The organism is Halobacillus halophilus (assembly GCF_020171985.1).
GTDB lineage: Bacteria > Bacillota > Bacilli > Bacillales > Halobacillaceae > Halobacillus > Halobacillus halophilus_A.
The window spans coordinates 38,195-56,663 of sequence record NZ_JAIVAL010000001.1 but is presented as its reverse complement, the minus strand read 5'-3'; the positions used below and the strand labels follow the sequence as shown (position 1 = coordinate 56,663).

Below are 18,469 nucleotides of genomic sequence, written 5' to 3'. Positions count from 1 at the left end.
TCTATTTCTTTTTTTGAAGCTCATCAAACCCTTACATACTAATTGTAACCTATTTGTAATAGAACCCATGAGAAAACAGGCCTTCCCTCCTCTGGAAGAGCCTGTCTTCTATGGATAACCTTTTATTTAGAGGTTCCGGTCAAGGATGGTATCAATCTCTTAAATGGAACCTATGCTCGGATAATTTAAGACTCAGTTTCGAGATTCTAATGAAGAAATCGCTCTCCGAGAATGTACTAAGCCTGTATTTATCTTGAAACTGAGTCTCACAGTATCTAGAGTTTTCCGGAAAGTCAGCACTTCAGAAGAAAGGTATATGCTGTTCATCCTTTAATTTTTAATATAATAAGCATAATCCAATATTTCCTGGCAGATTTCATTCCAGTCGTAATAGTAATGATGTACTTCCCTGGGATCTACAAACATTCTTTCTACGGATTCATACTCTCCTCTGAATACATAAAGATTTTCGATTTCCATTCGGTAAAAAACCTGATAACCCACTTTGGGATAAAGACTGTAATCATTCCATTTTGGTGTATTACAATGATCAACCACAATATGACCTAAGTGTTTACACTCCCCAGAGACATATCCCTCCTCCATCACTTCACGTTTAAAACACTCCAAAGGGGTTTCTTCTGGTTCCAAATGTCCGCCCGGGAAGTCCCAACCTCTATAGTTAAGATTTACTAAAAGCAACCGATCCCCTTTAAAACAAAGACCGTGAACACTTGTAATCAAATTTCTGGCAGGCAGCTGCTTAGCATATCTCCATGTTAAATTCACTCTCGATGCTCCCCAATTAACATGAATCGTAGTCAATAGACCTCCTCCTCTTTAAGTTTACCTATTCTGTTTATCTATTTAATACAATTATAATTTATAGATATTTGAAAAGTCTGACTAATTTTGGCATCTTTTCATGTTAATCCTATTAAATATTTACACGAAGATTGTGATAGTGGTAGAAAAACTTCGAAATTTACAATTTAAGTTTTCAAAGTATCACTAGAAGGAAATTCTGTACGAATTAAGGTTTAAGACAAATGTATTATAGCGATACATCTAATAACCAAATACAAGAGAATAAACTCTCTCAGTATTTTTACCCATCTTTTATTAGTAAAGGGACTCCTTGTTTTTTATACTATTCAGAAAGCCAGAGGGGACGAACTATGTTTCGGAAAACTGCACGCCCCCTGGGTTCTAACTGACAAGATCCACCTAATCTGCTTTTAATAACTTTGCATTGATGGCTACGACAACGGTACTGAAGCTCATTAAGATAGCTCCAACGGCTGGACTTAGAACAATTCCAACTGGAGCAAGAACTCCTGCCGCTAAAGGAATGGCGAAAATATTATAGCCAGCAGCCCACCACAGATTCTGGACCATTTTCTTATAGGTGTTTTTCGATAGTTTGAGAATGGAAAGGATGTCTTTTGGATTGCTTTTTACAAGAACAATATCAGCTGTTTCCACTGCAACATCTGTACCGCTTCCAATAGCGATACCTACATCGGCGGTAGCGAGAGCCGGAGCATCATTTATTCCATCTCCTGTCATGGCGACTTTTCGTCCTTCATCCTGAATTTTCTTTACTTGATCGGATTTATGATCAGGCATGACTTCTGCATATACTTCGTCTATACCGATTTGCTTAGCTACCCAGTCTGCTACCTTTTGGTTATCACCTGTAAGCATAACGGAGCGAATGTTGTTTTTCTTTAATTCAGCTACGGTTTCTTTCGCAGACTCACGTACCATATCAGCTAGAGCGATCATTCCTGCGTAGTTCTGATCAATCAAAACAAAGACAACTGTTTTTCCTTCTTCTGATAACGAATTAAATGTTTTTGTATCGTAAGAGTATCCCTTGTCCTGCACATAGCCCGGACTTACTACTTTTACAAGTCTATTCTCCACTTTTCCTTGAAGTCCCTGTCCAGTCATGGACTCGAACTCTTCCACTTTACTTAAGGAAACAGTTTCTTGTTGAGCTTTGTCCAATATTCCTTGTGCAAGAGGGTGCTCAGAGTTTTGTTCAACACTTGCCGCCCAGTACAGCAATTGATTCGTTTCAAAACTTTCCTGAGGGACAATGTCTGTAACGCCGAATTCCCCTTTAGTAAGTGTTCCTGTTTTATCAAAAATAACGGCATCAATATTTCTCGCATTTTCGAATTGAGTACGATTTCTAATGAGCAGACCTTGCTTGGCGGACAAGGAGGTCGACACGGCTACAACAAGTGGAGCAGCAAGCCCTAAAGCATGGGGACAGGTAATAACCATTACCGTGACCATTCGCTCGACAGCTGTATCAAAAGGAAAGCCCAGAACCATCCATATAATAAACGTACTGATTCCAGATACAAGTGCTAAATAAAACAACCACTTAGCTGCCCGGTTCGCGAAATCCTGGGCTCTTGATTTAGAGTTCTGAGCTTCTTGAACGAGGGTAATAACCTGGGATAGATACGTGTCATCTCCCGTTTTTTGAACTTGAATGGTCAAGCTGCCTTCTTTATTTATAGAGCCGCCTATAACTTCGTGATCTTTTCCTTTTTCTACCGGTACGGATTCGCCCGTCAGCATGGATTCGTCTATGGCAGATTTCCCCTCAGTTATAATACCATCTACCGGTATTTTCTCTCCTGGTTTCACAAGTACCAAGTCATCTGCACCAAGTTCACTGAGTGGCACATCTTCTGTTTTTCCATCTGCATTCAATCGGTGAGCTTCGTTAGGCATGAGTTTTACTAACTCTTGAAGCGCATTTGATGCGCCCATCACGGATTTCATTTCAATCCAATGGCCAAGAAGCATAATATCGATCAAAGTCGCCAGTTCCCAGAAGAAGTTACGGCCTGACCAACCAAAAATAACCAGGGAACTATATCCATATGCAACGACAATAGCCAAACCTATTAGAGTCATCATTCCTGGGTTTTTATTTTTAAGTTCATCAATCGATCCTTTAAGAAAAGGCCATCCACCATAAAAGAAGACGAAAGTTGCTAATCCAAACAACACATATTGGTCATAAGGAAAGGAAAATTCTAATCCAATAAAGTCCTGAATCATGGGTGACAAAATAAGAATAGGTATCGTTACTAATAAGGAAATATAAAACCTGCGTTTAAAATCCTCAATCATACTGCCATGATCGTGACCTTCATGTCCCTCGTGGTTTCCATGTTCATCATGTTCATGATGATGCTCTTCATCTTGAGCATCTGTGTGATTATGTTGATGATTCATCGTTTATTCCTCCTAATCAAAAAATATCACATTTATACTTTTACCGCGTAGGGGTATTTATAAACTTAAAATAATTAATATGACTGCAAAAAAAATCACAAGCTCTTTAAAAAGAGCTTGTGACCTTTAGCATGTACCAATCTTATTAAGCTATGCTTTTACAAGCGTCAACACACTTGAAGCACGCTTCTGCGCACTTCTGGCAGTGGTCATGATCATGTTTTTTGCACTCATTACCGCATGCTTCACACATTTGAGCGCATACACTCGCGAGCTCTTTAGCAAAAGGAGTATTCCTTACTAAGGCCTGCTCAAGGAATCCGCACATATCTGCACATTCGCGGTCAAGACGGATGCAATCCACCATATGAGCTACATTGTCTTCTTTTAGACAAGCATCATAGCAGTGATTACAAGCTTCCATACATTCGTGAAGTGATTCAATTACGGACTGATACTGTTCATGAGACATAAATTAAACATCCTCCTTTAAAATTGATTACATAAATCCAATTACCCTATACCCGTATGCCGTTAAACAATTTTTCCATAAAAAATCCAAATTTGTAAAAATACATAGAAAAAAAACCCGCCAGCAGGCGAGTTTTTAAATTTTCACACTTATATTTTGACTCTTTTTAGACGAAGAGCATTGCTAACCACACTGACAGAACTGAAAGCCATAGCCGCTCCTGCTACCCATGGAGCAAGTAAGCCGATAGCAGCAACCGGAATACCGGCAGAGTTATAAGCTAAGGCCCAAAACATGTTTTGTTTAATATTGGCCATGGTTTTACGACTGAGCTTGATCGCTTTGCTTAAGTTCTCAAGATCGCCGCCGATTAAAGTGAGATCCGCCGTTTCAATGGCTACATCTGAACCTGTGCCAATCGCAATACCAATGTCTGCTGTAGCAAGAGAAGGAGCATCATTAATTCCATCTCCGACCATAGCCACTTTTTCTCCTTTTTCCTGTAGTTCTTTAACCTTCTCAGCCTTTTCTTCAGGAAGAACTTCAGCATAAACCCCGTCAATTTCCACCTGAGAAGCTATCGCCTTAGCTGTTCGTTCGTTATCACCTGTTACCATGTAAATGCTAAGTCCTAATTCTTTGAGGTCCTGGATCGCTTGCTTTGAGGTTTCTTTGATCGTGTCTGCCACCGCAACATAGCCTGCAAGTTCCCCTTCTATAGCAATTAGCATCGCTGTCTTTCCTTCATTCTCATGTTTAGTAATAGTATCCTCAAGCTCGGTGTAATCAATTGTTTCACGCTTCATTAGTTTTCTTGTACCGACGTAGACCTGTTTTCCACCTACTCTAGCTTTAATTCCATACCCGGGGATGGCTTCGAACTCTTCCGCTTCCTGCGGCGTAACGCCATTCTCTTCCCCGTAATTTACAATAGCTTCAGCAAGTGGGTGTTCAGAAGCTTTTTCAGCGGCCGCCAGATAACCAAGAACCTCTGTTTGATGGGACTGGACAGTATCAAAGTTCGTGACTTCCGGTTTACCTTTTGTAACCGTACCAGTTTTATCAAGCAGAATAGTAGTCAGTCCTTGAGTACCCTCCAAGTATTCTCCTCCTTTAAAGAGGATTCCCTGTTCAGCGCCTTTACCGGTACCTACCATGATGGATGTAGGTGTAGCAAGACCAAGCGCACATGGGCATGCAATAACCAATACTGCTATGGCTGCTTCAAGCGCAGGAGGAAGTTGACCGGGAGAAACCAATGCATACCAAACCACAAATGTAATGACCGCAATGCCCACTACAATCGGAACAAAAATACCGGAAATAACATCCGCTGTCCGTTGAATAGGGGCTTTAGATCCTTGGGCTTCTTCCACTATTTTCACAATCCCTGCGAGGGCTGTGTCTTTCCCGACTTTCTCAGCCTTCATTTGGATCGTTCCATTTTTATTGATGGTAGAACCAATCACTGTTTCTTTCTCATACTTCTCTACGGGAAGGGATTCTCCAGTAATCATCGATTCATCTACAGACGTTGTACCTTTTATAATTGTACCATCTACCGGTATTTTCTCACCTGGTTTAACAAGGAGGACATCTCCTACTTCAACTTGATCCACTGGAATTTTCTCTTCTGTTTCATTCCGCAGCACAGTTGCTTCCTTGGCTTGCAAATTCAGAAGTTTCGTCAGCGCCTGTGTCGTTCTCCCTTTAGCTAGAGATTCAAATAATTTACCAACCAGGATTAATGTAATCAGAACGGCACTGGTTTCAAAATACAATTCCGGCATGATGTCTGGATTCAACTGCCATCTGATCCCTTCCGCCACGCTATAAAAATAAGCAGCGGACGTACCTAAAGCTACAAGCACATCCATATTGGCACTTTTATTCTTCAAGGCCCGGTAAGCCCCGATATAGAAAGGAGCACCGATATAAAATTGAACCGGTGTAGCTAAAACAAACTGAAACCATGGATTCATCATTAACTTTGGAACAGGAATGCCTAAATCCCAAGGCAAGTGCCCGATCATCGTATATAGAAGGGGTAAAGAAAGAATGATAGACAGGAATAGCTGGCGTTTTTTCCTTTTAAGCTCTTCCTCCTTGTAATCTTTCTGCTCATCACGGTCTTTTTTAATTACGGCGTCGTAGCCTAGATCTTTAACTTTTTCTATAATTTGATCCGTGGAAACTAACCCTGGCTGATATTCAATCACGCCTGCTTCCGTTGTTAAATTCACCGAAGCTTCTTCAATACCGTTCATACGACTTAACCCTTTTTGGATACGAGTGGAACAGGCAGCACATGTCATTCCGTGGATATCGAGTTCCACTTTGTCTGTCTGTACACCATAGCCTAATTTTTCAATTTTTTCTTTAATTTCTTGAGGCTGTGCTTGCTCGTTGTTATAAGTGATGGTCGCATTTTCCATCGTTAAATTAACGCTGGCCTCGACTCCATCCATTTTATTGAGAACCTTCTCAATACGTGCAGAACAAGCGGAGCATGTCATTCCTGTAATTCCCACGTTCATTTCTTTTTGTTCACTCATGCATTCATCCTCCTTATTTGGAGAACTGTTGGACAACCTTCATCAATTCATCAATGGCTTCTTCGCCTTCGCCTTTTCTAATCGCACTGGCTACACAATGATGCGTATGCCGCTCCATTAATGAATAGCCTACTCGGTTCAAAGCTTTGTTAATAGCCGATATCTGAATAAGGGTATCCACACAGTACCGGTCTTCTTCAACCATCTTTTGTACACCGCGAACTTGACCTTCGATTCTCTTTAATCGATTAATGACAGATTGTTTTTCTTCATCTGTTCTAGGTGTAACCGGCTTTTTCCCGCTATTTTCTGGTAAGGTATTCTCTTCCATTTTTCTCGCTCCTTCTTTATCAATATACCCCTTATAGGTATTTTCAGTCAACAATTTAACTCTAAATATAAGAGGATCGTTTCTTTTATATTTCATAATGACCAAATTTTATTAACTTCATTATGTCTGTGAAAGGAATTGTTGATTTCCCTACCTCAATAATAGTCGTTAGGATAAGTTTCGACAAATAATGAAGGTTTAATTTTGAACTTTTTCCTTAATTTCATAAAAAAAAACCATCCAGTGCTAACTGAATGGTCGATCTGCTTATATTATTGTTGTTGGTCCATTTTTTCCCACTGCTTCTTGGAGTCAGCTTCAAGTTCCTCCCAGGTCATTTTGTCACTTAAATACTTTTGAACATTTCCCCCGAGATAATCTCCCCATGTGCCCGGATATCCAAGAAATACCCAGCCTGTGGTTTTTTCTTCCGATGCATACTTGTAAATTTCCTGTGAAATTGGATCAGCGATTTTAGAAGTATCAAACTCTTTATAAGCTGGAATAAATTTAAAGTCTTGCAGTACAGCTTCTTTTCCGGCTTCTGAAGTGTACATCCAGTCAATAAAATCTTTAGACGCCTGAATGATTTCATCGTTGCTGTTTTTGTTTACAGCCCAGTAATTAGGAATTCCTACCGGCAGTTTACCCTCTTGTCCTTCTACAGGAATTGGAATAATACCCATATTATTTTCAGCGAATTCTGGGGCAAGTTGATGAACCGAAGGATAAATCCAGTTCCCCTGCTGAATCATGGCTACCTCTTCTAGCGCAAAGTATTTCTCTACTTGTTGGGAATAGTCTAAATTCAGTGTTGGCTGAATCGAATAATCCACCTGTAAGTCGATCATTCTCTGAAATTCTTTTCCTTTGGTAAACTCTACAGATTCTGCTTCATAAGCTTCTAAAACAGATTGATTGAACTCAGGCGCTAAATAAACATTTGATAAGTGATTACCCGGGACCCATTTTTCCTTTCCCGGAAAGGCAAAAACTTCTTTAATGCCTAATTGATCTTTTTGACTATCGAGTGTTTTCACAGCTTTCTCCAGATCTTCATAGGATTTAATCGATTTTGCATCAATGCCGGCTTCTTCAAATATTTTCTTATTATAGATGAAACCGTACCCTTCCTGATTAAAAGGAAGACCGTGTACTTCCCCATTTTTAGTGACTGGTTCCAATGATCCCTTAAGAGCAAGTTCCCTTGCTTTTGTATCCGATAAATCAGCCAAATACTGTTCATAATTAGCTGCTTCGGTCGGTCCAGCAATACTGAATATCTCCGGTTCCTCCCCAGATGCAAATTGTGTTTTAAGTGCGCTGGCATAATCAGATCCTCCACCCACACTGTTAATCTTAATATCAATCTTTGGATTCTCTTCTTCGTATTGTTCTGCCAAGGCTTCAAACTGATCATTAAATTCTACTTTCCCTTGAAAAATTTCAATGGTCGTTTTATCTTCTGAATTATCCGAACTGCCACCTGATGAAAATGAGCAACCAGCAAGCAAAGTACCTGACAACACAATCGGAGCTAATAACTTAAAAGTTTTCATACTTTCCATCCTCCCTTTATATGATATCGGTTTCATAAGCTCTCAAAAATTTTTTAATTCTTTATTGCTTATTATACCAGTCTTTTCAGGAATCCCTCCTCGAACCATAACAGAATCACCAAATATGATATCGGTTTCATATTTATCCGAAATATTAATTCCTGATAATATACTAATCAAGAATTAATTTGTATTATACGGCACTATGAAATCGTTTTCAACAACAAAATTAAACTATTCATAAAATTACGTAGATTCTCTTTCTATTAATTGAATGGGCAGTTGAACCTCTTCAGCCAAACTATCTTTATTATTCATCATCTTGATCAACAGTTCTACAGATTTAATTCCCATTTCATCAATGGGTTGTTTAATCGTGGTCAGTTTGGGTTCTACGATTTCGGCAAGAGGCTGATCATCAAAACCGACTACAGCTAAATCGTCTGGAATCCTTAAACCATTTTCTTTCGCTTCGATAATAATTCCTGCCGCTACTTCATCACTGCCAGAGAAAATGGCAGTAGGTTTATCATTCATAGATAGTATTTCTTTCACCACACTTTTTCCATCCTCAATGGAATGTCTCTCAATAAAAATCCAGCTGGGATTAGGGGTTAAATGGTGTTTATCCATAGCTTTTTGGTAACCAGTATTTCGATCAAGATCACGTCCGTACCCGGCAAATAATCCCCCAGTACAATAGGCGATTTTTTGATGTCCTTTGTTAATTAAATGTTCCGTACCCATATACGCGCCCTTATTCTGATCCAACCTTACTTTAGATACAGAAGATTGATTAACATACTCATTGCATAGCAGGATGGGACCATATTGCATGAAAGGTTCTATTGTCTCCCAATCATTTTCTATTGACGTCATAATGATCCCATCTACCTGTCTGTTTTTTAATAAGTTAAGAAAATATAATTCCTTATCTTTGAGATCATTGCTTTGGAAAATAATAACTTGATAATTGTTTTTAAATGCTTCCTGTTCAATAGAGTTCACTAAATAAGAAAAAAAAGGGTTCACAATCCTGGGAACAATTACACCTATCGTATTCGTCGTGTGGCCTCTTAATCTTCTCGCGGAGGGGTTTGGATAGTACCCGATTTCTTCCATAGCCTTTAATACTTTTTCTCTTTTATCGCTTGATATATAAGGATGATTATTAATCACTCGTGAAATCGTCGATTTTGATAGCCCAGTAATCCTTGCTACATCTGAAATCGTTGGCATTTTAATTCTCCCCTCAGGTACGCTCGTTATGAAATCAGTTTCATATTCATTTTACCCCTTACTTTGTTTATAATTCAATTTAATTTTAAATCTTTTATTAATCAGACCTTCTTAGAAAACCCATAATTAGGCGACACTATCCAAAAAAGAAGTCCAGGCAATCTGCCCGGACTTCTTTTCATTTTACAATTAAAACGGGAATATCCGATTCTTTAGCTACTTTTTCACTCACACTGCCGATCACAAATTTCTTTATCCCACTGTGACCACGACTTCCTATTACAATTAAATCTGCTTCGTGAGTGGAAGCAAAATTACATATTTGGTTCACTGGATCGCCTTCCAGCCATTCATATTGAACAGGAAGCCTTTCATGTTCAAGTTTTCTTTTAACCTCTAGAAAAATGGGGTGGTTGCCTGCGTAGGCCCTTGGCTCACTCTGGATCACTTCTTTTTCACTGATACGCTCCTCAGAGCCCCCTACGTAAGCACCTCCTTCTTCAAGTGTCATGTCATTACGCATGGTCATGTTAAAACCTGTATTATTTTTGTATTTATCCTTTTCTTTCTCTACAAATACCACAGAGATTTTTGATTGCTGGGTTCTGCTTAATTCTACTGCATGAGTCAAAGCTTTCTCGCTTCCTTCTGAGCCATCAAATGCTACGACTACTTTGTTATACATTAAACTACATCCTTTCCACTATTGAATAAGGAATATCCAGCATCACCCATATTTTGTTGGGCTTATTTAATATATACCCGCTGTTGACTGTATTAATTTAATAGTTAGATAACAATTGCTTAACAGATTATGTAAAACTTTATTTTCTAATGTTAGTCTGACCTAAACTTTTACACCTCTCGCCTATTTAAGTTCTTTCGCAAAAGCTTTTCTGATAAGAACCTGGAATAGTGAAAAGATTTTCTAAGGCAGTAGTTAAAATTTGTAATTAGGGACTCTTATTAATCTTCTTACTCCGATTCTTATAATTTGGCATCGGTAAAGTTAGTTTATAGTAAATTTCATAAAAGCTTATTACGCTAAAGGGCCGGATTGTGGAAGGCTCCGTTTCGAGATATTGGTTATGAGGAAGGTCCTTCGGGGGACGATTCCGCTTTCCGTGGGCATGTGCTGAGCCTCCTCAAGCTAAAGCTTTCCGGGGTCTCACCGATCATGTTTATCCCACAGGAGTCTTCATCGTCCCCCTCCGGACCTGGCCGAACAAGAGGCTCGAAACCACTTAGCATCATATCTTCTTAGTTATCATGATATCAGGGAATTAATTCCTGCTTTTTGCTTCATTTCAATTGAAAACGCTGATATAAAGGCGTTTGCTGAAATGAGTGATGAACAATTCCTCTTCTTTAATAGGTCCGTTTTTCTGCCTATGGTTGGGCTGGTGGGGAAATGGGGAGACTCCCATGGGAGAAGGAACTAGGTGAGATCCCGCAGCGAGTGAAACGAGAGAGGAAGCTCACCGTTCCCCCATAGGAAAGCGAGTCATTTCCCCACCACCCCTCTTCCACATAAAGTAACGGACCCGTTTATCTCGAAACTGAGTCTTCAAGTAACGGGAGCTTTATCTTAATATCAACATGGAAGTTTAGGAGAGTCTATAATTAAGTAAAAATTATAACATTTAGTGGAAGGTTGTAAGTTATAGCTGTATCCATTATGATAGAAATAGTGAACTTTTTTAAAGAGGAGCGTATTTATGAAACCATCCATTTATGGTTTAACGTTTGATCAATTGACGGACTGGGTCACAGAGCATGGTGAGAAAAAATTCCGTTCTAAACAAATCTGGAACTGGCTTTATCAAAAGCGCATAACTGATTTTTCTCAAATGAAGAATGTGAACCAATCTTGTATTGATCTTCTACAGGAACATTTTACAATTGAAACGTTAACCGAGGAAATAAAACAAGAATCACAAGACGGAACGGTAAAATTTCTGTTCAAATTGCATGATGGAAATATTATAGAAACTGTTCTTATGAGATTTAACTATGGATTATCCGTATGTGTTACAACACAAGTAGGATGTAATATCGGGTGCTCCTTCTGTGCGAGTGGCGTACTGCGAAAAAACCGTGATTTATCAGGCGGTGAGATTGTCGAGCAAATTATGCAGGTGCAGCAGCACCTAGACAAACAAGCGAATGATGAACGGGTAAGCCACATTGTGGTAATGGGAATAGGTGAACCATTTGATAACTATGATAACTTGATCGACTTCCTTAAGGTGGTTAACGATCAAAAAGGGCTATCTATTGGTGCTCGTCACATTACTGTTTCTACAAGTGGAATTGCACCTAAAATGTACGAGTTTGCCGACGAAGGTATCCAGATCAATCTAGCGCTTTCCATTCATGCGCCGAACAACAAGCTGCGAACAGAAATTATGAAAATCAACCGCGCTTATCCACTCGAAAAGCTTATGCCGGCCATTGACTATTATCTCGAAAAAACGAACCGGCGCATAACCTTTGAGTATATTTTGCTTAAGGACGTTAACGACCATAAGAAAGAAGCTGAAGAACTTGCTGATCTTCTACAAAATAAAAAGCATCTCTCTTACGTAAACTTGATTCCTTACAATCCTGTAGCGGATAATCCGTATGAACGTAGTGAGAAAGAATCCATTCTTACCTTTTATCAAACATTGATGGATCGCGGCATTAAATGCGGTGTCCGTACCGAACATGGAACAGATATTGATGCAGCATGCGGTCAGCTTAGAAGTAAACAAATTGAAAAAGAAAAAGCACGCAAACAAAAAAAATTACAAACCAACTAAAAGCATGAGGCTTAGGCCTCATGCTTTCTTACGGTGTTTCGTTTCTTTTCATAGAACCGCTGCTTCTATTTAGTTCCGTCATTTGCTTTATACTTTTCTCAATCTGCTTTCCATCTAAATGTACTTTCGCTCTCCATAATTACATTCGGATGTTTTTTCAGTTCGTCTACTAATACAAAAAGTGCTTCGTCCTTCTTTTTAGCTTCGATCATACAGTCAATTTGATCGGTTGATCCGGCAGTTTTTGTAACAAAATCAAGAAATAATTCCACATCCACAAAATCTGCATGACTTTTAAATTCGTGCTGACTTTTCGGACTGGATATATGCATTTTAACGGGTAAGGGTGAACGGGACCATGTATGTAATACACGTTCCCAGTTGTAATCCCACTGTTCGTTGTCATAATTGGCCAAATGGTGATGGATATCAAAAACAAGAGGGATATTTAACTTCTCACAAACGTACAAACAATTATCCAGTGTGTACGATGTATCGTCATTTTCAATCATGATCATCTTTTGAATACCCTTCGGAACGAAGCCCCAGTTGTCTATAAAGCGTTCCAACGATTTTTCTTTATCCTGGTACCTTCCTCCCAGGTGAATGACACATCGATGAGTTGGATCAAGACCCATGTGGTGCAGTAAAAGATAGTGATATTTTAGAACCTTCATTGATGCCTTGAAAATTTCTTTATCGATTGAGTTCATGACCACAAAATGGTCAGGATGGAAATCAAGCCTTATCCCCCATTTTTCAGCTAAAACTCCAAGCTCGCTAAGATCCTCTTTAATGGCTGAAAGGTAATTCCACTTTTCTAATGCTTCATGGGTAGCAAGTGGCACCAGGCGGGAGCTTAACCTGAAAAATGAGATATCATGAGTTTTATTATGCTTTAAGAGTCTTATACAGTTCTGTATATTGGATTGAGCAAGCCGCTCAAGTTTTTTAACCGCTGCTTCGCGGTCTCGAATCGATGAAAACCGTTTATACGTCATGGTTTGAGATGGGGAAGCATTTTGAAGATTAACGCTCATGGCCACATAGCCCAGTCTGTATAATGTCATCTGCCATCACCCGGTTCATTTTTAACCTAGTTTCTGCGAACCCGCAAAGATTATGTAACAACACCTGATGAAAAGAACTATGAAATACAAAATGTCCTCATTAACAGGTTCACACTATGTACAGCCACAACGATAAACCTGAAAATATTGTGATAAATACAGCGGTGAAAACCCCTTTCTCCTTCTTGCTAAATCCCATTTTCTTTTCTAGATCGACTATATAAATATTCATTAACAAAAATCCAAAAAAGGTAAACGCAAATCCGGCTGAATCATTTATTACAGCCATCATTCTCATAACTCCTAAGCCTACAAGGATCATTCCCAAATGCCCCAGCGCCATATAAAGATATTGGTTTTTCTTTTCAAATCTCATACTCTACCCTCCTTTATCTTCAAAAAATTTCTCATAAGATGTTGATATGTAACATTATCGTCACCTTTTCCTTCCTTTCTTTAATGAAGTGAAAGCTTTATTTCGATATACTTAACATGACTTGTTTTTTGAGGTGGTGAATCATAGTGGAGTTAAAAAAGGATTTTAATTATGTTCCATGGGTGGTTGGTCTTTCTATAGCGATCAATCTCATTGTGTTAGCTTTATTGTTTGTTCCTGAAATTGAAAGTGGGACTGGTTTCAACATTAAGCTGCTTCCCCTTTTGAATGCGATATTAAATTCATTTACTTTTGTCTTCTTACTGGCTGCGCTTTTTATGATCATTCGCAAAAATGTGATGTGGCATAAGCGTTTTATATTTGCAGCGTTTACAACTACAGCCCTTTTTCTAGTCTCATATCTTACGTATCACTCTATGTCTTCGTCCACATCCTATGGAGGTGAAGGGGTTTTACAGTATATTTACTACTTCATCCTTATTTCTCATATTTTACTGGCTATTGTCATTGTTCCCCTCGCCTTGATCACTCTGTTCCGAGGTCTAGCTATGAAAGTAGACAAGCATCGTAAAATTGCAAGATGGACCATGCCTATTTGGCTGTACGTGAGTTTAACAGGAGTGATTGTGTACTTAATGATCTCTCCATACTATTAATCATAACGAAAAGAGCCTGCGTTTGGAAATGGATTCCAAGATGCAGGCTCTTTTAAATTGGGGAAGCATGAAAAAAGCTTTCCCTAAGGAAAAGCTTTAGTTAATATCTATATACCCACTGTTTGAATTTCTTTTTGGAGTTTTAATCGTTAAAATCCCATTTTCGAAATGCGCCATTGTTTCTTTTTCAGAAATGGTGAAAGGCAGAGTAACCGTCCGTTCCATAACCTGCCGAGTCTGCTGCCTTTGATATTGATGGCGCTGGTCATTCCTCATTTCGGTAACTTCTGAATGTTGAACAGCAATACGTATATGGTTTCCTATGATCTCCACTTCAATCTGACTCCGTTCAGCTTCAGGAAGCTGCGCTTGAATAATGACCTCGTTATTGATTTCCTGTAGAGTAACTGGAAAGGTATGCTCATGTAAAAAATCCCCCAGTTGTTTTATGGACTGACTAAAGTACGAATCCATTGATCGGACGATTTTATGGAAGGCATCATTCAATAGTTTTGGAAATTGCTCATCCTGATTACTCATCATACTCATCCCCCTTGCTTTCCTAACAATTTATGTTGGGTGGTGCAGAAGGTTCTGGGCAGATTCACCAATGTAAGTGAAAGAATTTACTCAAACCTGATACTTGGAGACTGCCACTCAAACCAGCGGCCGTGTCCATCGGTCCGTCCAATGGTATGCTTTTGTTCCTCCTGATTGATAACAGCGTCTACGTGGAGCTTCTGATCATCCATATTGTTATAAATGTGAAATACATCCCTTCGTCTGCCAATATCCTGGATTTTATAAAGCAATTTCTTTTTCATCAAAGGTGAAAACTGGTTAGCAACATGGGTATGAAAAATACATAGGGTTTCACTCTCAGATACAATTGCAGCAAGTTCTGGCACAAGTTCAACAGCGTCCCCTTCTACAAGCTGCGGGGGATTTTCAGCATAATGTAAGGCAGCTTTCTCAAATAGCAGCCTTCGTTCATTATGCTCAGGCCAAATCAGGGCTTTTAACCACAAGTACTCTTCTTGATTAGACAAATCTGAAACATTCAGATCCACTCCGATCCGTTTACCAGCAGGTGGAGACGTTTTTAATAAAAAAGGGGTAGAACTTGTTCTTACTTCTGAAGACAAAAGAAGCGATGATTGCCTGTTTCCATATACTTCTTCTCCTCCATATGCATATGAATATTGATCCCATAACAATTGTAACCCCGCACTAGTACCAAGCTCGATCATAGCCAGAGGCTTTTTAGTTAAGCGATAAATTTCGCAAAAAACCGGGTAAAGATAAGCACATCTGCGTACTTCATTTGTCTGTACTAATTTCGTCTTCAGAAGTGATTCAATTTCCTTCGAGTACATCCTGCAGAAATTTTTAAAATATGGAAAGACATTTTCAGGATTTTCTGGCTGCTCCGTAATGCTTCTGTAGAAATGGTTAAGTTTATGTGGCTTGCCTTGAAGTAATAAATAGTGTACAGCTCCAAAAAGTAAATTAGGTACGGGCTGTCCTTTATTTGCTTTTTCAGAGAGTTTCAGAATATCCTCATCTTCAGCAATATTCCTGGCTAGTACTTCATATAAGCGGCTTACTCCTCTGCACTCTTCTTGAGCAAATGTACGGTAGATACTGGCTAACTTGCTATTCATGCTCCTTATCCCTCCAGTAGTATGTAAACAAAAAAGCGCAATTCAGAGTTTTGAATTGCGCTTTTTCTTTTATTCATGAATCTTAATCAGTAGAGCGGGACACATACGGATAAATAGGATCTTGTAAATGAAACTCGTAGGTTTCTCCATCCACGATTCCAACTACTTGCTCGCTATCATATAATTCTAATAGAAATTGAGCCATTTCTTTAGCTGTATGGTATTGAGGGACATTTCCTTCGTATTTCAGCTCATCATTATCAAACGAACGATTTATAAATTCCGTTTCAGTAGCTGCCGGTGCGAGTACTTTAGCCTGCATGGCAGCTCCTTTACCAGATAACTCCTGGGCTAGTCCCTCCGTAAACGCACTCACAAAGAACTTCGTTGCACAATAGGTTACAGCGTTAGCCACGATGGTGTAACCTCCGCCTGAGGAGACATTGATAAGCTGGGTTCCTGCTTTATTTTCATAATCTCGCACAAATAAGGAAGAGAGAATTGTTAGAGCTTCGTTGTTTAATCGAAGCATCTTCTCTATTTTAGAGAGGTCATGTTCAGCTATAGGATCAAAATTACCAAATCCAGCATTATTGATCCATGTTTCTAATTCATACTCACTAAGGTCTTCGTATAATTGATAAACATTTTCGGATACTGACAGATCTGCTGGCATTACAAGCACATTTACATCAGGGTAATTTTTCTGAATCTCACGTTTTAATTCTTCCAGCTTTTCTTCTCTTCGAGCGACTACAATTACATGTTTGCCGCGCGCTGCAAAGGCATGAGCTGTCTCATAACCTATACCTGAGCTGGCTCCTGTAATAACTGTGTACTTCATATTAAATCCTCCTGCATCTTTTATGATATATGATTCCCTCTTATCATAACCCTTCCCATTCCTTACAAGGCAAATGATAAGACTTACATCAAAAATATTTGTCCAGTTACTATCGTGAAACTTATTAAGTTTTCAATATTTTTGTTAAATTCATACATTCATGTTTGCGCTTTCCATTCCAGTGGAAAATATTTGGACACACAAAATTGTAAAAAGGTGGTTACATTCTATGAATAAGAACTTGAGTAAGGGCTGGATATTTTTCTTCGGTGCCTTAGGCGGTTTGCTGTATGGATATGATACTGGGGTGATTTCAGGTGCGCTTTTATTCATTAATGAGGACATTCCGCTATCCAACTTTCTTGAAGGGGTAGTTGTAAGTTCACTGCTCGTAGGGGCAATCGTTGGTGCAGGAATGAGCGGGTATGTATCAGACCGCTTCGGGAGGAGACGCGTAGTATTTGTTATTGCGCTCATCTACTTAATAGGCTCATTAGTATTAGCTCTATCACCTAACGCTGGAATTCTGATTACTGGTCGTGTCATTCTAGGTTTAGCTGTCGGTGGTTCAACAGCCATTGTACCCGTTTATTTATCGGAAATGGCACCTACACACCAGCGTGGCTCACTTGCCTCCCTTAACCAGCTGATGATCACCATTGGTATTGTGCTTGCTTACTTAATCAATTACGCCTTCACTCCCATTGAAGGCTGGCGCTGGATGCTTGGACTAGCTTCAGTACCTGCTCTTATCTTAATGATTGGAGTACTATTTATGCCAGAGAGCCCAAGGTGGCTCATCAAACATAATCGTGAAAAAGAGGCCCGGAAAATCATGGCTCTTACTCGTCAGCAAAGTGAAATTGATGACGAGATTAAACAAATGAAAAAGATTGAAGAGGTCGAAGAAAGTACTTGGGACGTACTGAAATCAAAATGGGTACGCCCTATGCTGCTTGTCGGAAGCGGAATTGCGGTCTTCCAGCAATTTATAGGGATCAATGCTGTCATTTATTATGCGCCCACTATTTTTACTAAAGCCGGGCTTGGAAATGCGGCTTCGATCTTAGGTACACTGGGAATTGGTATCGTTAACGTCCTAATGACGCTGGTTGCTATTGCAACGATTGACAAATTGGGCCGCAAGAAATTGCTGCTAATAGGAAATGTGGGGATGACCCTCAGCCTCGCCGTGCTTGCGACGATATTATTCACAGCCGAACTGACCACAGCTATAGCGTGGATGACCGTGGTATTCTTAGGATTGTTTATCATGTTTTTCTCAGCAACTTGGGGACCTGTTGTCTGGGTAATGCTGCCTGAGTTATTCCCTCTTAAAGCGAGAGGAGCAGCCACAGGCTTCACCACTTTATTACTTTCCTTAGCTAACCTGATTGTGTCGCTTTTCTTCCCTGTTATGCTGGGAGCCCTGGGAACAGCATGGGTTTTTGTCATATTTGCAGGGATCGGAGTACTTGCTTTCTTATTTGTCATGAAATTTGTACCTGAAACCAAAGGACGTAGTCTGGAGGACATCGAAAGGGATTTAAGAGGTGAAGCTTCATAGATAATTCTTGTTTTTAAGAGCACTATGCTATCATAGTGCTCTTTTTA

General features: G+C 39.4%; 16 protein-coding genes. 3 read left to right on the top strand and 13 right to left on the bottom strand.

Annotation, left to right across the window (positions count from 1 at the left end; genetic code table 11):
• Positions 1–330: 330 nt before the first annotated feature.
• The 8 genes from LCM11_RS00280 to LCM11_RS00245 form a co-directional block, all read right to left on the bottom strand.
• On the bottom strand, positions 331–825 hold the full coding sequence (locus LCM11_RS00280; protein WP_224892308.1) for an NUDIX hydrolase: 495 nt from the start codon (positions 823–825) through the stop codon (positions 331–333).
• 402 nt (positions 826–1,227) lie between these two features.
• On the bottom strand, positions 1,228–3,264 hold the full coding sequence (locus LCM11_RS00275; protein WP_224892307.1) for a heavy metal translocating P-type ATPase: 2,037 nt from the start codon (positions 3,262–3,264) through the stop codon (positions 1,228–1,230).
• Between the two features lie 145 nt (positions 3,265–3,409).
• Positions 3,410–3,736 carry a four-helix bundle copper-binding protein gene (locus tag LCM11_RS00270; protein ID WP_224892306.1) on the bottom strand — a complete coding sequence of 109 codons (327 nt, stop codon included), beginning with the start codon at positions 3,734–3,736 and terminating at the stop codon, positions 3,410–3,412.
• A 149-nt stretch (positions 3,737–3,885) separates the two neighbouring features.
• Positions 3,886–6,291: a heavy metal translocating P-type ATPase gene (locus LCM11_RS00265; protein ID WP_224892305.1), complete on the bottom strand. Its 2,406-nt coding sequence runs from the start codon at positions 6,289–6,291 to the stop codon at positions 3,886–3,888.
• Positions 6,292–6,304: 13 nt separating this feature from the next.
• A complete protein-coding gene (locus LCM11_RS00260) occupies positions 6,305–6,622 on the bottom strand; it encodes a metal-sensing transcriptional repressor (RefSeq protein WP_224892304.1) in 318 nt (105 codons plus the stop codon).
• Positions 6,623–6,894: 272 nt separating this feature from the next.
• Positions 6,895–8,181, bottom strand: a complete 1,287-nt coding sequence (locus LCM11_RS00255; protein WP_412098116.1) for an ABC transporter substrate-binding protein — start codon at positions 8,179–8,181, stop codon at positions 6,895–6,897.
• A 246-nt stretch (positions 8,182–8,427) separates the two neighbouring features.
• Positions 8,428–9,420: a LacI family DNA-binding transcriptional regulator gene (locus LCM11_RS00250; RefSeq protein ID WP_224892302.1), complete on the bottom strand. Its 993-nt coding sequence runs from the start codon at positions 9,418–9,420 to the stop codon at positions 8,428–8,430.
• A 178-nt stretch (positions 9,421–9,598) separates the two neighbouring features.
• Positions 9,599–10,105, bottom strand: coding sequence for a universal stress protein (locus LCM11_RS00245; RefSeq protein WP_224892301.1), 507 nt, complete (start codon positions 10,103–10,105; stop codon positions 9,599–9,601).
• A gap of 1,033 nt (positions 10,106–11,138) precedes the next feature.
• On the opposite strand from LCM11_RS00245, the gene rlmN reads away from it, so the two are divergent.
• Positions 11,139–12,224 carry a 23S rRNA (adenine(2503)-C(2))-methyltransferase RlmN gene (gene rlmN, locus LCM11_RS00240; RefSeq protein ID WP_224892300.1) on the top strand — a complete coding sequence of 362 codons (1,086 nt, stop codon included), beginning with the start codon at positions 11,139–11,141 and terminating at the stop codon, positions 12,222–12,224.
• 98 nt (positions 12,225–12,322) lie between these two features.
• Here rlmN and uvsE read toward each other — a convergent pair whose 3' ends face one another.
• Both uvsE and LCM11_RS00230 read right to left on the bottom strand, forming a co-directional pair.
• Entirely contained in the window at positions 12,323–13,294 is a 972-nt protein-coding gene (gene uvsE, locus LCM11_RS00235; RefSeq protein WP_224892299.1) for a UV DNA damage repair endonuclease UvsE, read from the bottom strand.
• 109 nt (positions 13,295–13,403) lie between these two features.
• Positions 13,404–13,670, bottom strand: coding sequence for a hypothetical protein (locus LCM11_RS00230; protein ID WP_224892298.1), 267 nt, complete (start codon positions 13,668–13,670; stop codon positions 13,404–13,406).
• Positions 13,671–13,813: 143 nt separating this feature from the next.
• On the opposite strand from LCM11_RS00230, the gene LCM11_RS00225 reads away from it, so the two are divergent.
• Positions 13,814–14,347 (top strand): DUF420 domain-containing protein, encoded by a 534-nt coding sequence (locus LCM11_RS00225; RefSeq protein ID WP_224893061.1) that lies wholly within the window; start codon positions 13,814–13,816, stop codon positions 14,345–14,347.
• A 96-nt stretch (positions 14,348–14,443) separates the two neighbouring features.
• Here the strand turns inward: LCM11_RS00225 and LCM11_RS00220 are convergent, their stop codons facing one another.
• The 3 genes from LCM11_RS00220 to LCM11_RS00210 form a co-directional block, all read right to left on the bottom strand.
• Complete coding sequence (locus LCM11_RS00220; protein ID WP_224892297.1) at positions 14,444–14,890, bottom strand: Hsp20/alpha crystallin family protein; 447 nt, start codon at positions 14,888–14,890, stop codon at positions 14,444–14,446.
• Between the two features lie 83 nt (positions 14,891–14,973).
• The gene (locus LCM11_RS00215) at positions 14,974–16,011 is read right to left on the bottom strand and encodes a DUF2332 domain-containing protein (RefSeq protein ID WP_224892296.1); all 1,038 of its coding nucleotides are present in this window, start codon (positions 16,009–16,011) and stop codon (positions 14,974–14,976) included.
• Positions 16,012–16,093: 82 nt separating this feature from the next.
• The gene (locus LCM11_RS00210) at positions 16,094–16,855 is read right to left on the bottom strand and encodes an SDR family NAD(P)-dependent oxidoreductase (RefSeq protein ID WP_224892295.1); all 762 of its coding nucleotides are present in this window, start codon (positions 16,853–16,855) and stop codon (positions 16,094–16,096) included.
• 229 nt (positions 16,856–17,084) lie between these two features.
• Here LCM11_RS00210 and LCM11_RS00205 point away from each other — a divergent pair, with 229 nt between their 5' ends.
• Complete coding sequence (locus tag LCM11_RS00205) at positions 17,085–18,422, top strand: sugar porter family MFS transporter (RefSeq protein ID WP_224892294.1); 1,338 nt, start codon at positions 17,085–17,087, stop codon at positions 18,420–18,422.
• The last annotated feature ends 47 nt before the right edge of the window (positions 18,423–18,469 follow it).

What these genes read in the sequence shown, in the direction of transcription:
- LCM11_RS00255 (WP_412098116.1), bottom strand. Translation starts at nt 8,181, where the DNA reads ATGAAAACTTTTAAGTTATTAGCTCCGATTGTGTTGTCAGGTACTTTG.
- LCM11_RS00270 (WP_224892306.1), bottom strand. Translation starts at nt 3,736, where the DNA reads ATGTCTCATGAACAGTATCAGTCCGTAATTGAATCACTTCACGAATGT.
- LCM11_RS00205 (WP_224892294.1), top strand. Translation starts at nt 17,085, where the DNA reads ATGAATAAGAACTTGAGTAAGGGCTGGATATTTTTCTTCGGTGCCTTA.
- LCM11_RS00275 (WP_224892307.1), bottom strand. Translation starts at nt 3,264, where the DNA reads ATGAATCATCAACATAATCACACAGATGCTCAAGATGAAGAGCATCAT.
- LCM11_RS00250 (WP_224892302.1), bottom strand. Translation starts at nt 9,420, where the DNA reads ATGCCAACGATTTCAGATGTAGCAAGGATTACTGGGCTATCAAAATCG.
- LCM11_RS00220 (WP_224892297.1), bottom strand. Translation starts at nt 14,890, where the DNA reads ATGATGAGTAATCAGGATGAGCAATTTCCAAAACTATTGAATGATGCC.
- LCM11_RS00245 (WP_224892301.1), bottom strand. Translation starts at nt 10,105, where the DNA reads ATGTATAACAAAGTAGTCGTAGCATTTGATGGCTCAGAAGGAAGCGAG.
- LCM11_RS00210 (WP_224892295.1), bottom strand. Translation starts at nt 16,855, where the DNA reads ATGAAGTACACAGTTATTACAGGAGCCAGCTCAGGTATAGGTTATGAG.
- LCM11_RS00230 (WP_224892298.1), bottom strand. Translation starts at nt 13,670, where the DNA reads ATGAGATTTGAAAAGAAAAACCAATATCTTTATATGGCGCTGGGGCAT.
- LCM11_RS00265 (WP_224892305.1), bottom strand. Translation starts at nt 6,291, where the DNA reads ATGAGTGAACAAAAAGAAATGAACGTGGGAATTACAGGAATGACATGC.
- LCM11_RS00260 (WP_224892304.1), bottom strand. Translation starts at nt 6,622, where the DNA reads ATGGAAGAGAATACCTTACCAGAAAATAGCGGGAAAAAGCCGGTTACA.
- LCM11_RS00215 (WP_224892296.1), bottom strand. Translation starts at nt 16,011, where the DNA reads ATGAATAGCAAGTTAGCCAGTATCTACCGTACATTTGCTCAAGAAGAG.
- uvsE (WP_224892299.1), bottom strand. Translation starts at nt 13,294, where the DNA reads ATGACATTATACAGACTGGGCTATGTGGCCATGAGCGTTAATCTTCAA.
- rlmN (WP_224892300.1), top strand. Translation starts at nt 11,139, where the DNA reads ATGAAACCATCCATTTATGGTTTAACGTTTGATCAATTGACGGACTGG.